Raw genomic sequence first — 14,415 nt, forward strand, 5'->3', positions numbered from 1 at the left:
CACTAGAGTGGACCGGCACACCGTCGGCGAGGGAAAGGGGAGGGCCGATGTCCGATGCCGTCTTCCACTCGCTCGTGTTCATGTGCTCGCTGTTCGCTGCGGCGACCTGGTGCCTGGCGCGGCCGATCTTCCTGTCGAGCCTGGCGGTCGTCGTCGCGTCGCTGTTGTGGGTGCTGATGAACGGGCCGCTCGAGGGGCGGGTGCTGTACTCCGTGACACCGAACCACGGGCTCACCGAGGCGGACCTGCTTTCCGCTGTGGGCCTGGTCATCGCGTTGTGGGGGTTCCGAAGCGCCCGCAAATCGGACCGGAAGTCGTAGCTCTTCACAAAGAACAGCGCACAGGTCTCATTTTCGTCTCGATTGTGGACCTGCCGCCCGGGACTGCCCTAGGCTTCGAGACGGCCACGGCGTAGGTGTTCGGTGGCCGTGTCTCCCTGAAGTCCTCCCCGACACAGGAGATACAGCGCGAGGCCCCGTCGGCTCCTCCCCTCGATTCGCCGACGGGGCCCTTCCCTGTCTGCCTCCCCTATGGACAGGGTGCAGGGAGTGATCCTACCCAGCCCAGAAGAGCGGTTATGTCATGCGTTCGGACTACACCCCTCCTCGCCGCCTGTGATCCAGCCCTCCCTGCGGCGCAGTTCAGAGCATAGATCAATCTGCTCACTCGTGTGTATAGATCGGATCGGGATTCGCACGTTCGACGGACACGGACCCGCCCGCACCGAGGTCGGTGCGGGCGGGTCCGGCGACGGGAGCGGTCAGACCGGCTCGGGTTCGATCACCTCGTTCCGGGCCGCGGCCTTCTGCGCCGCTTCGAGCTTCAGCCGCTGGCCGAGCACCGACTTGCGGCGTCCGTAGAGGAAGTAGACGGCCACACCCAGCACCATCCAGGCCACGAAGCGGATCCAGGTCTCGACCGAGAGGTTGAGCATGAGCCAGCCACAGGCGAGGACCGCGAGGATCGGCACCAGCGGCACCAGCGGGACCCGGAAACCGCGGGGCAGGTCGGGACGGGTGCGGCGGAGCACCATCACGCCGACGCACACCAGGACGAAGGCGAACAGGGTGCCGATGTTGACCATCTCCTCGAGCACACCCATCGGGAACACCGCGGCGAGGACAGCGACGACGGCACCGACGATGAGGGTGATGCGCACCGGCACACCCTTGTGATTGGTCACTGCCAGCTTGCGGGTGACGAGCCCGTCGCGGGACATCGCGAACAGCACGCGGGTCTGGCCGAGCATCATCACCATGACGACGGTGGTGAGGCCGGCGAGACCGCCGATGTTGATGGCCATCTCCGCCCAGGTGACACCGTGCGCCTCGAAGGCCGTGGCCAGGGTGGCACTGCCGTCACCGACCAGTTCGCTGCCGGTCCGCAGGTCGGTGTACTTCACCATGCCGGTGAGCACGAGGGTGACACCGACGTAGAGGGCGGTGACGATCGCCAGCGAACCGAAGATGCCGCGCGGCAGCGACTTCTGCGGGTTCTTGGTCTCCTCGGCGGTGGTGGCGACGACGTCGAAGCCGATGAAGGCGAAGAACACCAGGCTCGCGGCGGCGAGGAGGCCGTACCAGCCGTAGGTGCTCCCACCGGCGCCGGTGAGCGCCGAGAACAGCGACTGGTGCATGCCGGTCGCGGTGGCCTCGGCCTCCTCGGCCTGCGGGACGTACGGCGAGTAGTTCGACTTGTCGATGTAGAAGATGCCGACGACGATGACGAGCAGCACCACGGCCACCTTGATGGCGGTGACGATCGCCGACACCCGCGACGACACCTTGGTGCCGATCGCGAGGATCACGGTGATGACGCCGACGATGAGCAGCGATCCCCAGTCCACCGTGATCGGCCCCAGATCGATCGAGGCGTCGGCCCCGAACATCCCCCCGAGGTACATCGACCATCCCTTGGCGACGACCGCGGAGGCGAGGGCGAACTCGAGGATCAGGTCCCAGCCGATGATCCAGGCGACGAATTCGCCGAAGGTGGCGTAGGAAAAGGTGTAGGCGCTGCCGGCGACGGGCACGGCCGACGCGAACTCGGCGTAGCAGAGGGCGGCGAGGCCGCAGGCGATCGCGGCGAGGACGAACGCCAGGGAGATGGAGGGTCCGGCGACGTTGCCCGCGGTGCGGGCGGTGAGGGTGAAGATCCCGGCACCGATCACGACGGCGACGCCGAAGACGGTCAGGTCCTTCGCGGTGAGCTCTCGTCGTAGTCGCGAACCGGGTTCGTCGGTATCCGCGATCGACTGTTCGACGGATTTGGTCCGCCAGATGCCGACTCCGGGCATGTTGTGCTCCTCGGGCTGGTTGCGAGCTGTCCGCGCCTTATGGGCGGGCGGAGTGCGTACGACTCACGGGGCGACGTCGTTGTGCGCCGTATCCTGAAGTTTGCGTGAGCATTTCAATGCAGCAATCATGGCACTGCATGGTTTTGTGTCAATATCTCTTGCTTGAACTGAGCACTGAGGTTTTCTCACCAGAGAGTCACCGACGACAGCAAAGACATCCGAACGGTGTGGCGTGAAAAGAGGACGTGGGGTCCTGCCTGGTAGGGATTGTTTCGAGCAAGAAGCAACCCGGAGCAGGACCCCACGTGATTACCTATCGTGCCACGCTCGACGTGCCCGAGCACACCCTGACCTTCGTCGCCCGTATCCTCGCTGCCCACCGCCGCAGGACCGATCGCCGGCCGTGGCAGCGGGCCGCGACCGTCTACGTCCAGGCTCTGATGGTGCTGCGGTGGTTCCGCGACGGCACCGACGTCGCCACCCTGGCGCGCGATGCCCGCATCTCGCAGGCCACCGCCTACCGGTATCTCCACGAAGGTATCGACGTGATCGCTGCGCACGCCCCGGACCTGCACGACGTGCTCGAACGTGGGATCGAGTCCGGCTGGGAGCATGTCTGTCTCGACGGCACCCTCATCGCCTCGACTCGCTGCCGGGAGCGTTCCGAGTCCGGGCACGACGTGTGGTACTCGGGTAAACATCGCCGCCACGGCGGCAACGTCCAGGTCCTGACCGATCCGACCGGCTACCCGATCTGGGTGTCCGAGGTTGCCCCCGGTTCGGTGCACGACCTCACCGCTGCTCGTCGGGGCGGGATCCTCGGCGCCCTCTACCACGCTGCCGCCGGCGGGATGCCCACCCTCGCCGACAAGGGGTACACCGGTGCCGGGATCGGCGTCCACGTCCCGACGAAAGGCCGTGATCTCGATATCGGCACTCGTTGCCGCAACACGCTGCTGTCTGCGATGCGTGCTCCGGCCGAACGCGCGAACGCGCTGCTGAAGACCCGGTGGAAGGCGCTGCAGCGAATCAGTCTATGTCCGTGGAGGATCGGCTCGATCGCTGCTGCGGCTCTCGTTCTTCTTCACCTGCAAGCACCGGCCTGGTGAGAAAACCTCACTATGCTCAACCAGTGACGCGCATCACAACAGAAAGGGTGTCATCGTGTTCAGTCTCGACCGCCTCGACGCGGCCCTCCTCGGAGAACTCACCCGCAACCCCCGCGCCGGCATCGTCGACCTCGCCGCCAAACTCGGTGTCGCCCGCAACACCGTCCAGTCGCGCATCAAGAAGCTCGAAGAGTCCGGGGCCGTCGCCGGTTACCGCCCCGTCGTCGACCTGCCGACGCTCGGTGTGCCCCTGCAGGCGTTCATCGGCGCCGAGCTCGTGCAGGCCCGGATGGGTCACGTCATCGCCGAACTCGAACGCTTCCCCCAGGTGCTCGAGGTGCACGCGACGACGGGCCGCGAGGACCTGCTCATCCGCATGGCCGCACAGTCGCAGGAGGACCTGCTGAAGGTCCTCGAACGCATCCACGCCATCGAGGGCGTCGCCCACACCACCACCACACTGGCCCTGGCGACGCCCGTGGCGTACCGGACGCAGCCGCTGGTGGACCACCTCACCCGCGACGCCGGAACGGGCCGCTCGACGTCGTACCAGCGCTCCTGAATTCCGGTGCACCCGAACACGACAGAGAGGGAGGCACGCCCCCTGCGGGTGCCTCCCTCTCCATCTCCCCGAGATGCCTCAGGCGTTGTCGATACGCCGCTCCGCGATCCGGTTCGCCGCCACCCCCGGCGTGACGCCGAGAGTGCCGGAGACGTCGAAGATCTCGGCGGTGCGGTCGAAGATCGACTCCACCCGCCCGCGGACGACCTCGGCGCCGGAGCCGTCGACCTCACCGGCGACCTGGATCAGCCCGCCCGCATTCGCGACATAGTCGGGCACCCAGACGATTCCACGCTTGCCCAGCAGTCCCTCCACCTCGGGCTGCGCGAGCTGGTTGTTGGCCGCACCGCACACGAGACGCGCGTCGAGGTGGGCAGCGGTCGTCGAGGTCAGCGTGCCGCCGAGGGCGCACGGGGCGTAGACGTCGGCGGACGAGGCGAGCACGTTGTCGGTGACCTGCGCCGGGAACTCGTCGACCACACGGGCGACGGCCACCGGGTTCACGTCGGAGACGATCACCTCGGCCCCGTCGGCGACGAGCAGCTTCACGAGTTCGTAGCCGACCTTGCCGAGCCCCTCGACACCGACAGTGCGGCCCGCGAGAGTCGGCTCGCCCCAGACGGTCTCGGCGCCGGCGCGCATCGCCTGGAAGACACCGAGCGCGGTGAGCGGCGAACTGTCGCCCGAACCACCGGCCGCGACGGTGCGGCCCACGGCGTGCGCGGTGTACCGGCCGACGACGTCGAGGTCCTCCGCGCGGGTTCCCACGTCGGCGGCGGTGATGTAGCGGCCCGCCAGGGAGTCGACGAATCGTCCGTAGGCGGCGAGCAGTTCGTCGCTCTTGTCGGTCGCCGGGTCACCGATGATGACCGCCTTACCGCCACCGAGGTTCACACCCGACACCGCGGCCTTGTAGGTCATGCCCCACGACAGCCGCAGCACGTCCTCGAGCGCCGCCGCCTCGTCCGCATAGGGATAGAAGCGGGTGCCGCCGAGGGCGGGACCGAGTGCGGTGGAGTGGATCGCGACGATGGCGCGCAGTCCGGTGGCCGCGTCGTGGTGGAAGACGACCCGCTCGTGGGGGCGGTCGGTCAGGCGGGCCGACCGGCCGAACACGCCGTCGGAGGTGGCGAACTCGGGAAGGTCGAGGGCGGAGGTGGTCATCGATGGGTTCCTTTGCAGCAGAAGGTGTTCGTGCGTCAGAAGTCGGTATCGACTCAGAAGTCGGTGTCGATGCCGAGCTCGGCGAGGCGGGCCCGGTACTGCTCGACGGAGCGGAGCTTGACGTCCTCGTAGCCGCGCACCATGTCGGGCAGGGCCGCGATCTCGACGGCACGGTCGTAGCCGGCGGTGTCCAGTTCGGCGGCGAGCCGCTCGACGGTCGCAGTGTAGTGGGCGAGCAGGGCACGCTCGACGCGGCGGACGTGAGCGTAGCCGAAGGGATCGAGCTTCGTGCCGCGCAGCCGCTTCGCCTTGGCCAGAGCCTTCAGCGCGACATGCGATTTCGGTCCGAAGCCGACCTTCTTGGTGCGGCCCATCGCCCGCAGCACCGGCGGGTGCAGACGGTAGGTGAGCTTGTGCCCCCCGGGGACCTGCGACTGCACCTCGCCGAGGAAGGCGGGGTCGACGAGCATCCGCGCGACCTCGTACTCGTCCTTGTATGCCGTGAACTTGAACAGTCCGCGTGCGACAGCCTCGCTGAACTCGGTGCGGTCGGTGATGCGACGCTCCGCGGCCCAGGCGGCCTGCACCTGCTCGATGTAGCGGGCAGCGAGGGCCTCGTCCTGGAAGTCGATCAGCGCGGCAGCGCGGATGCGGACGAGACGCTCGACCTCACCGGTGAAGGTCGCGCCCTCGAGCAGCCGCTCCGGCACCACGGTGGGGGTGCGCTCCGGCAGCTGCGGTTCGGTGGCGGCGGCGAACGCCTCGGGATCGGCGATCGCCACACGGCCCCAACGGAAGGCGGCGATGTTGGTCGCGACGGCGACGCCGTTGATCTCGATGGCCTCCTCGATGGCGGCGGCCGGGATCTGCAGTCCACCGAGCTGGTGGGCGGCACCGACGATCAGGAAGTTCGCCGACGAGGTCTCCCCGAACAGTGCCTGCGCGGCGGCCAGGGCGTCGAAGGACGCCAGGGTGCGGGTCGCGGCGTCGAGGCGGGCGAGCAGGTCCTGCTCGTCGGGATGCCGGACCGACCGGTCGTAGACCATGTCGCCGGTGGGGACGCGGCTGGTCGACGCGACCGCCACGGTCGCCTCACGGTTCGCGTAGGCGAGGTTCTTCGGCTCGGTGGCGGTGAGCAGGTCGAGCGCGAGCAGTGCGGACGCCCCACCCGGGCCGACACGGTTGCCGGGCTCGAGGCCGTCGGTGGCGAAGCGCAGGTGCGAGACCACCGGGCCGGCCTTCTGGCTCATGCCGATCTGATCCAAGGACTCGACCTCGAAACCGGCGCGCAGCGCGGCGGTGGCGAGCACCTGGTTGACGGTGACGATGCCGGTGCCGCCGATGCCCGCGAGGAAGACGTTGCTCGTCCCCGTCGGAGTGTCGACGTCGACGTCCGGCACCCGCGGCGCCGTGGGGGCCTTGCGGCGCTTGGGCTTCTCCGGCGACGTCTCGACCGTCACGAACGACGGGCAGTCGCCGTCGAGGCACGAGTAGTCGGTGTTGCAGGAGGTCTGGTCGATGCGGGTCTTGGACCCGAACTCGGTGTCCACCGGCTGCACCGACAGGCAGTTGCTCTTCACACCGCAGTCGCCGCAGCCCTCACACACCGACTCGTTGATGACGACGCGGGTGGTGCGGGCCGGCAGGGTGCCGCGCTTGCGCTGACGGCGTGCGTCGGCGGCGCAGTGCTGGTCGTAGATGAGCACGGTGACGCCCTCGATCTCGCGCAGCAGTTTCTGCGCCTCGTCGAGCCGGTCGCGGTGCCACACCTCGGTGCCGCGCGCGAGGCTGCGCTTGCGGTGCCGCTTGGGTTCGTCCGAGCAGATGATGATCTTGCGGACGCCCTCGGTGGTGAGCTTGTGGGTCAGCGCCGGGATCTTCAGGGCACCCTCGGCGTCCTGTGCGCCGGTCATGGCGACGACGTCGTTGTAGAGCAGCTTGAAGGTGATGTTCACGCCGGCGGCGACGCACGCCTGCACGGCGAGCTGACCGGAGTGGAAATACGTTCCGTCGCCGAGGTTCTGGAACATGTGGCCGATGTCGGTGAACGGTGCCTGGCCGATCCACTGTGCGCCCTCGCCGCCCATCTGGGTCAGGCCGGTGACGGCGCTGTCCTTGCGGCCGGACAGGGTGACCAGGGTGTGGCAGCCGATGCCGCCGCCACCGATGGAGCCCTCGGGCAGGGCGGTGGAGCGGTTGTGCGGGCAGCCGCTGCAGAAGTAGGGGGTGCGCGAGGTGGAGAGCACCTCGAGCGACAGCGGCGGCAGCGGCGCGGGGCCGAGTTCGACGTGGCTGCGCAGCACGCGGCGCAGCGGGCCGCGCAGGCGACCGGCGGTGAGCTCACCGTCGACGGGCACGAGCGGGCGGCCGTCGGCGTCCTTCTTGCCGACGATCTGCGGGGCGTTCGCGGTGCCGTAGAGGATCTCGCGGATCTGGGTCTCGACGAAGGCGGTCTTGTCCTCGACCACGATCAGTTCGTCGAGGCCGCAGGCGAATTCGTGGACGATCTCGGGTCCGATGGGGTACGGCATGCCGATGCGCAGCAGGCGGATGCCGGCGCGGTGCAGGGCGGCGTCGTCGACACCGAGGTCGAGCAGGGCCTGGCGCAGGGCGTCGAAGGTGGTGCCGGTCGCGGCGAGGCCGACGCGGGCCTGCGGCGGGTCGACCTCGATGACGTCGAGGCCGTTGAGGCGGCCGTACTCCTGCACGATCTTCCAGCGTGGGCCGTAGAGGTCGGCCTCGGCGATCACGCTGTCGCCGGGGGCGGCCATGGGTCGCTGCTTGTAGACGAACTTCTTTCCTTCCCAGTCGATCTCGGGGACCGTGATGGGCAGGTCGGCGATCGAGCCGTCGAGGGACCAGGCGCCGTCGGCGACGTCCGCGACGATCTTCAGGGCGACGAGACAGCCGGAGGCGCGTGACAGGGCGAGGCCGTGCAGCCCCATGGTGACGATCTCGGCGGCGTTGCGCGGGAACAGGACCGGGATGCCGAGCGCTGCGAGGGACCGCTCGCTGACGGCGGGCACCGTCGAGGACTTCGACGCCGGGTCGTCGCCCACCATGAGCAGCACCCCGCCGTTCGGGTTCACCCCGTACATGTTGGCGTGACGCAGGGCGTCGGTGGCACGGTCGAGACCGGGGCCCTTGCCGTACCAGACGCCGACGACGCCGTCGTGGGTCGGTGTGCCGGCGCCGAGCTGCCCCTGGCTGCCCCACACGGCGGTGGCGGCGAGTTCCTCGTTGAAGCCGGGAACGAAGGTGATGTCGTGTTCGGCGAGCACCTTCGGCATGCCGTGGAGCATCTTGTCGAGGCCGCCGAGGGGGCTGCCCTGGTAACCGGAGACGAACGTCGCGACCCGGCGACCCTCCCGGATGGCCCGCACGTGCTGTTCGACGAACAGCCGCGCGATTGCCTGGACGCCCGTGAGCAACACCTTCCCGGAACCGGACCGGAATCGGTCGTCGAGGTCGTAGGGAAGTTCGTTCTCGCGGATCACGGTCTCGGTCATCGCGTACCACCGCTCCTTCGATCGCATCATTTGGTACAGCAATGCTCGACCCGGCTATGCGTAACCGTCAACAAGAATCTCTACAACACGTCATTATGTTCAAATGTGATCGGCAACACATGCCCGGAGTGCGCATCGTGCTCAGCACGGGCCCCTCCGGCGGGGCCATATCCTCGGTAGTCGCGACGAGAGAGAAGGCGGGCGATGACGTTCATCAAGATGTGCGGGCTGCGGGACGAGGCGACGGTGGACCTCGCCGTCGAACTCGGTGTCGACGCGATCGGGCTCGTGCTCGCAGAGAGCCCCCGCAAGGTCACCGCCGAGCAGGCCGCGCAGCTGCGGGCACGCGTGCCCGAGGGAACCCTCGCCGTCGGCGTCTACGTGAAGATCCCGCTCGACGAGATCGTCGCGACCGCCCGCACCGCCGGACTCGACCACGTCCAGGTGCACGACCTGCGCTCCCCCGCCGACGTGAAGTTCCTGCACGACGTCGGGCTGACCGTCGTCCGCGCGGTCAACACCGGCGGCGCCACCGAACCCCCGGAGGACTTCGGTGCCGACCTGCTGCTGGTCGACGGCACGGTCGCCGGGGCCGGGGTCACCTGGGACTGGCGCAACCGCAGCGCCCTGCCCTCGGGACGGTGGATCCTCGCGGGCGGGCTGCACCCCGGCAACGTCACCGAGGCGCTCGCCGCGTCGGGCGCGTGGGGCGTCGACGTCTCGAGCGGCATCGAGTCCAGTCGCGGCGTCAAAGACCCCGAAGCGATGCGCGCCTTCGCCGCCGCCGTCCGCGGCGCCTGATCAACTCGACGCGCGCACCACGAGTTCGACGGGCAGACGCGTCGATTCGGCCTCGCCGTCCCGGACGAGATCGAGCAGGCGGCGGATCGCGGTGACCCCGATGTCGTGCGCGGGTGAACGCACTGTGGTCAGCGGCACCGGCAGCTGCGCGACGACCGGGATGTCGTTGTAGCCCACCACGGCGAGATCGCCGGGGATCGACAGCCCCAGATCGCGGGCGACACCGAGGATGCCGATGGCGATGGAGTCGCTGACCGCGAATATCGCGCGGGGGCGGTCCGGACGGTCGAGCAGCAGCCGGGCCGCCTCCACACCCCCGGCGACCTCGAAGCTCGACGGCACGATCCGCTCCGGCGGCAACGGGACCGACGCCTCCTTCAGGGTGTCGACGAAGCCGTCGCGGCGGTCGCGGGCGGTGCTGGCGTGGTCGGGGCCGGCGATGATCGCCAGGTCCTCGTAGCCGCGGTCGAGCAGGTGCCGGGCGGCCAGGGCGCCGCCGCGGTAGTCGTCGCCGACGACGAACGGCAGGCCCGCATCGGCGTGGCGGGTGACGGTGAGGATCGGCAGCGAGGCCAGTCCGAGGGACTCGACGAACGGGCGCGCGGGGATGTGCAGGCTGGACAGCAGCAGGCCGTCGACCTGCCGCCCGACCAGCAGCGCGATGGCGCGGCGCTGGGCGTCGAGGTCGTCGGGTGGGCTGGACAGCAGCACCGAGTAGCCGGCCTTGGTCGCGGCCTCCTCGATGCCCTGATAGGTCGTGGCGACCACACCGTCGGTGAGCCGCGGCATGACGACACCGAGGGTGGTCGTCTTGCGAGTCCGCAGACTCGCCGCCCACAGGTTGGGCCGGTAGCCGAGTTCCGCAGCGATCTCCCGCACCCGCAGCGCCGACTCGGACCAGCCGTCGGCGGGTTCGGGCTGGCGCAGCACGCGGGAGGCCGTCGAGACGTGGACACCGGCGCGCTCGGCGATCTCCTTGAGCGTCGGCGCGCGGTCGGGACGGGGCATGCGGCTCTCCTGCGGTGCGGATCGAGTTCGCGTTCCGGGTTGACGCACCCGGAACATGCCCTTTAGCGTAGGGCACGCAATCGTTCGTGCAAACGTTCTCGCAAACGTTCTGACAAACGTTTCCTCGACCATCGGAGGGATCCATGTCCAGCCCCCAGTCCCTGACGCAGCTCTTCGCCCTCGACTCCCTGCTCTCACAGGAGGAGATCGACATCCGCGACACCGTGCGCAAGTTCGGCAACGAGCGCATCCGCCCGCACATCGCGCAGTGGTTCGAGGAAGCGAAGCTCCCCGCCCGCGAGCTCGCGAAGGAACTCGGGCAGCTCGGCGTGCTCGGCATGCACCTCGAGGGCTACGGCTGCGCCGGCACGAGCGCCACCGCCTACGGCCTGGCCTGCCTCGAACTCGAGGCCGTCGACTCCGGCATCCGCAGCCTCGTCTCCGTGCAGGGCTCCCTCGCCATGTTCTCCATCCACCACTGGGGCAGCGAGGAGCAGAAGCAGGAATGGCTCCCCCGCATGGCTGCCGGCGAGGCCATCGGCTGCTTCGGCCTCACCGAACCCGACTTCGGTTCCAACCCCGCCGGGATGCGCACCAACGCCAAGCGCGACGGCGACGACTGGATCCTCAACGGCACCAAGATGTGGATCACCAACGGTTCCATCGCCGACGTCGCCGTCGTGTGGGCGCAGACCGACCTCGACGAGGGCGCCCGCGGCATCCGCGGCTTCGTCGTCCCCACCGACACCCCCGGCTTCTCGGCGCCCGAGATCCACTCCAAGATGTCGCTGCGCGCCTCCGTCACCTCCGAACTCGTCCTCGACGGCGTGCGTCTGCCCGCCTCGGCGATGCTCTCGAAGGCCAAGGGGCTGCGTGGCCCGCTGAGCGCCCTCAACGAGGCCCGCTTCGGCATCGTCTTCGGCGCGATCGGCGCCGCCCGCGACTGCCTCGAGACCGCCGTCGACTACGCACAGTCGCGCGAGGTGTTCGACAAGCCGCTCGCCGGCTACCAGCTCACCCAGGCCAAGATCGCCGACATGGCGCTCGAGGTCGGCAAGGGTCACCTGCTCGCCTACCACCTCGGCCGTATCAAGGACCGCGGCGAGATCGCGCCGGAGCAGGTCAGCCTCGGCAAGCTCAACAACGTCCGCGAGGCCATCGCCATCGCCCGCGAATGCCGGACCATCCTGGGCGCCAACGGGATCACGCTCGAATACCCCGTCATCCGGCACGCCAACAACCTCGAATCGGTGCTGACCTACGAGGGCACCTCCGAGGTGCACCAGCTGAGCATCGGCCGCGCGCTGACCGGCGAGGACGCCTTCCGGTGATCCCCCGGTCCACATCCGGAGCCCTCGACGGGCTGGTGATCGCCGACTTCGGTCGCGTGCTCGCCGGCCCGTACGCCACGATGTTGCTCGCCGACCTCGGGGCGGAGGTCGTCAAGATCGAGCGCCCCGGTTTCGGCGACGACACCCGGCACTGGGGTCCGCCCTGGGTCGGTGACGAGTCGACCTACTTCCTCGGCGTCAACCGCAACAAGAGGTCGGTGGCCATCGACCTGGCCACCGAGGCGGGACTCGCCGAGGCACGCGCACTCGTCGCCCGCGCCGACGTCGTCGTCGAGAACTTCCTGCCCGGCACGATGGACCGTCTCGGGCTCGGCTACGAGCAGGTGCGGCAGATCAATCCGGACATCGTCTACACCTCGATCACCGGATTCGGCGGTCACAACAACCTTCCGGGCTACGACCTGCTGATCCAGGCCGTCGGCGGGTTGATGAGCATCACCGGACCCGACCCGGCCACCCCCACCAAGGTCGGGGTCGCCGTCGTCGACGTCATCACCGGGATGCACGCCGCGCTCGGCATCCTCGCCGCGCTGCGGCACCGCGACCGCACCGGCGAGGGCCAGCGCGTCGAGGTGAACCTGCTGTCGTCGCTGCTGTCGGCACTGGCCAACCAGTCGTCGGGGTACGTCGCCGCCGGCGTCGTCCCGAAGGCGATGGGCAACCGGCATCCGAGCATCGCACCCTACGAGGTGTTCCGCACCGCCGACCGCCCGTTCGTCCTCGCCGTCGGCAACGACCGCCAGTTCGCTTCGCTCGTCGAGGTTCTCGGCGCACCCGAACTCGCCACCGACGAACGGTTCGTCACCAACACCGCGCGCGTCGCGAACCGGGAGGAGCTGACGAAGATCGTCGACGACCTGCTGTCGACGAGAACGGCCGACGAATGGTTCGACGCGCTCACCGCCGCGCGGGTGCCGTGCGGGCCGCTCAACGACATCGCCGACGCGGTCGCGCTCGCCGAGCGGCTGGGTCTGGCGCCGGTGGTGACCATCGACGATCCGGAGCGGGAGGAACCCCTGCGTCAGATCGCCAACCCGATCCGGCTCAGTGCCACGCCGCCGACCTACCGGAGCGCACCTCCGCGGCTCGGCTGAATCTCTTTGCACAAGAAGAAGACGGATACACACCTTCCAAGGGTGTGTATCCGTCTTCTCGGTGTGCGAACTTCGTTCAGCGGGTGCGGTTCAGGCGATCGGTTCCCATCATGGTCGTGAGCAGACCCAGCACGCACACGACCGCGCCGGCGATGATGTGCGACCAGATCATGGAGGTGGTCGTGGTGACGCCGCTGACCAACCACGGCGAGACGATCAGCCAGAGGCCGAGCAGCGGAGCGACGAATGCCAGACCGTGGGTACGGCCGTAGGCGGATCCCAACGCCATGCCCAGCACGGCGATTGCGACCCCACAGATCAGGTTGGACATCACGAGAGGCATCTGATCGGCGAAGCCGATGATCCACGCGGACGCGGCGGCGTACAGACCTGCCACCATCATCAGACCGTCGGTCAGCTGAGCGGTCGGCTGCTCTGCCATCCGGTCGTAGCGTTCGCGCATCTCGACGATATCCGGGTGGGTGTGCATCGGGGAATGCGCAGATGATGTCGACATTGTTCTCATCTCCTCGTCGGCGACGAATCCGTGGTCAGGTTCCTAGGTGCCGACACCTCCATGTTGAACCCGAATCGGCGACCCAAGTAGGGACCAAAGTCCCTATTTCGACGACGGGGACGACCCTCGCTCCCGGTTTGCAGACTGCGGTGCGGGTGAACCCCTCCGACATGACCTCCGACGACGACTCCACCGCTCCCTACGACCCCGTCCAGGACCCCGACGCCGATCCGGACAGCCTCCTCTCCGACGCACCCGCGCAACCGGATCAAGCCGAGGGAGAGGACGATCCGGACGAAACCGGCAGCCGAAGGGAAGAAACCTCATGAAGGTCGAACCCGGCACCGTCGTCGTCTACACCGACGTGGTCTGCGGCTGGTCGACGCTCGCCCTGTACCGATTCCTCCGGGAACGGGACAAGGCCGGGCTGGCCGACGAGGTGCGCGTCGACCACCGGCTGTTCGCCCTCGAGGACGTCAACCGATTCCCCATCCCGAAGCGGTTGCTCGAAGCCGAGGTCCCCGTCCTCGGCGCCTGCGAACCGGACTTCGGGTTCAAACCGTGGCAGCAGGACCCGTCGACCTGGCCGGGAACCTCGCTCCCGGCGAACGAGGCGGTGCACGCCGCGAAACGGCAGTCCCTCCGGGCGGCGGAGGAACTGGACCTGGCGATCCGGTTCGCCTTCTTCCGCGACAGCCGGCCCATCCACCTCCTCCACGAGCTCTACGACATCGCGGCGGGATGCCCCTCCGTCGATGTCGATGCCCTGACCGAGGCACTCGAATCCGGCAGCGCGCGCGGCGACATGATGCGCGACTACCGTGCCCACGTCGACGAGGTGCAGGGCAGCCCGCACTTCTTCCTGGCCGACGGATCCGACGTCCACAATCCGGGGACGGAACTGCACTGGGTCGGCGAGCCCGGCGCCGGCTTCCCGGTGATCGACAGTGACGACCCGTCCGTCTTCGCCGATCTCGTGCGGCGCGCGGCCGGTCGCTGAACC

13 protein-coding genes are annotated in these 14,415 nt (G+C 68.7%); 8 read left to right on the forward strand and 5 right to left on the reverse strand.

Features of this window, described 5'->3' with window-relative positions; genetic code table 11:
* Positions 1–47: 47 nt before the first annotated feature.
* Entirely contained in the window at positions 48–320 is a 273-nt protein-coding gene (locus OED52_RS17810) for a hypothetical protein (protein ID WP_264152163.1), read from the forward strand.
* Positions 321–760: 440 nt separating this feature from the next.
* Here OED52_RS17810 and OED52_RS17815 read toward each other — a convergent pair whose 3' ends face one another.
* The gene (locus OED52_RS17815) at positions 761–2,296 is read right to left on the reverse strand and encodes an amino acid permease (protein ID WP_264152164.1); all 1,536 of its coding nucleotides are present in this window, start codon (positions 2,294–2,296) and stop codon (positions 761–763) included.
* Positions 2,297–2,601: 305 nt separating this feature from the next.
* On the opposite strand from OED52_RS17815, the gene OED52_RS17820 reads away from it, so the two are divergent.
* Both OED52_RS17820 and OED52_RS17825 read left to right on the forward strand, forming a co-directional pair.
* Entirely contained in the window at positions 2,602–3,405 is an 804-nt protein-coding gene (locus tag OED52_RS17820) for an IS5 family transposase (protein WP_145690968.1), read from the forward strand.
* A gap of 55 nt (positions 3,406–3,460) precedes the next feature.
* Positions 3,461–3,967 (forward strand): Lrp/AsnC family transcriptional regulator, encoded by a 507-nt coding sequence (locus tag OED52_RS17825; RefSeq protein WP_264152165.1) that lies wholly within the window; start codon positions 3,461–3,463, stop codon positions 3,965–3,967.
* A 78-nt stretch (positions 3,968–4,045) separates the two neighbouring features.
* Here OED52_RS17825 and OED52_RS17830 read toward each other — a convergent pair whose 3' ends face one another.
* Together OED52_RS17830 and OED52_RS17835 are read right to left on the reverse strand one after the other, a co-directional pair.
* Positions 4,046–5,131, reverse strand: coding sequence for a Glu/Leu/Phe/Val family dehydrogenase (locus OED52_RS17830; protein ID WP_264152166.1), 1,086 nt, complete (start codon positions 5,129–5,131; stop codon positions 4,046–4,048).
* Between the two features lie 53 nt (positions 5,132–5,184).
* Complete coding sequence (locus OED52_RS17835) at positions 5,185–8,640, reverse strand: indolepyruvate ferredoxin oxidoreductase family protein (RefSeq protein ID WP_264152167.1); 3,456 nt, start codon at positions 8,638–8,640, stop codon at positions 5,185–5,187.
* Positions 8,641–8,844: 204 nt separating this feature from the next.
* On the opposite strand from OED52_RS17835, the gene OED52_RS17840 reads away from it, so the two are divergent.
* Positions 8,845–9,441: a phosphoribosylanthranilate isomerase gene (locus OED52_RS17840; protein ID WP_264152168.1), complete on the forward strand. Its 597-nt coding sequence runs from the start codon at positions 8,845–8,847 to the stop codon at positions 9,439–9,441.
* On the opposite strand, the gene OED52_RS17845 is transcribed toward OED52_RS17840, so the two are convergent.
* The gene (locus OED52_RS17845) at positions 9,442–10,449 is read right to left on the reverse strand and encodes a LacI family DNA-binding transcriptional regulator (protein ID WP_264152169.1); all 1,008 of its coding nucleotides are present in this window, start codon (positions 10,447–10,449) and stop codon (positions 9,442–9,444) included. It abuts the gene before it with no gap.
* A gap of 143 nt (positions 10,450–10,592) precedes the next feature.
* Here OED52_RS17845 and OED52_RS17850 point away from each other — a divergent pair, with 143 nt between their 5' ends.
* Together OED52_RS17850 and OED52_RS17855 are read left to right on the forward strand one after the other, a co-directional pair.
* Positions 10,593–11,780: an acyl-CoA dehydrogenase family protein gene (locus tag OED52_RS17850; RefSeq protein WP_264152170.1), complete on the forward strand. Its 1,188-nt coding sequence runs from the start codon at positions 10,593–10,595 to the stop codon at positions 11,778–11,780.
* Positions 11,777–12,895 carry a CaiB/BaiF CoA transferase family protein gene (locus tag OED52_RS17855; RefSeq protein WP_264152171.1) on the forward strand — a complete coding sequence of 373 codons (1,119 nt, stop codon included), beginning with the start codon at positions 11,777–11,779 and terminating at the stop codon, positions 12,893–12,895. The genes OED52_RS17850 and OED52_RS17855 overlap by 4 nt, the downstream gene beginning before the upstream one ends.
* Before the next feature lie 76 nt (positions 12,896–12,971).
* On the opposite strand, the gene OED52_RS17860 is transcribed toward OED52_RS17855, so the two are convergent.
* Positions 12,972–13,385: an SPW repeat protein gene (locus tag OED52_RS17860; protein ID WP_264154750.1), complete on the reverse strand. Its 414-nt coding sequence runs from the start codon at positions 13,383–13,385 to the stop codon at positions 12,972–12,974.
* Between the two features lie 197 nt (positions 13,386–13,582).
* Here OED52_RS17860 and OED52_RS17865 point away from each other — a divergent pair, with 197 nt between their 5' ends.
* Together OED52_RS17865 and OED52_RS17870 are read left to right on the forward strand one after the other, a co-directional pair.
* Positions 13,583–13,741, forward strand: a complete 159-nt coding sequence (locus OED52_RS17865) for a hypothetical protein (RefSeq protein ID WP_264152172.1) — start codon at positions 13,583–13,585, stop codon at positions 13,739–13,741.
* On the forward strand, positions 13,738–14,412 hold the full coding sequence (locus OED52_RS17870) for a DsbA family oxidoreductase (protein WP_264152173.1): 675 nt from the start codon (positions 13,738–13,740) through the stop codon (positions 14,410–14,412). The genes OED52_RS17865 and OED52_RS17870 overlap by 4 nt, the downstream gene beginning before the upstream one ends.
* The last annotated feature ends 3 nt before the right edge of the window (positions 14,413–14,415 follow it).

Source organism: Rhodococcus sp. Z13 (assembly GCF_025837095.1).
Classification (GTDB): Bacteria; Actinomycetota; Actinomycetes; order Mycobacteriales; family Mycobacteriaceae; genus Rhodococcus; species Rhodococcus sacchari.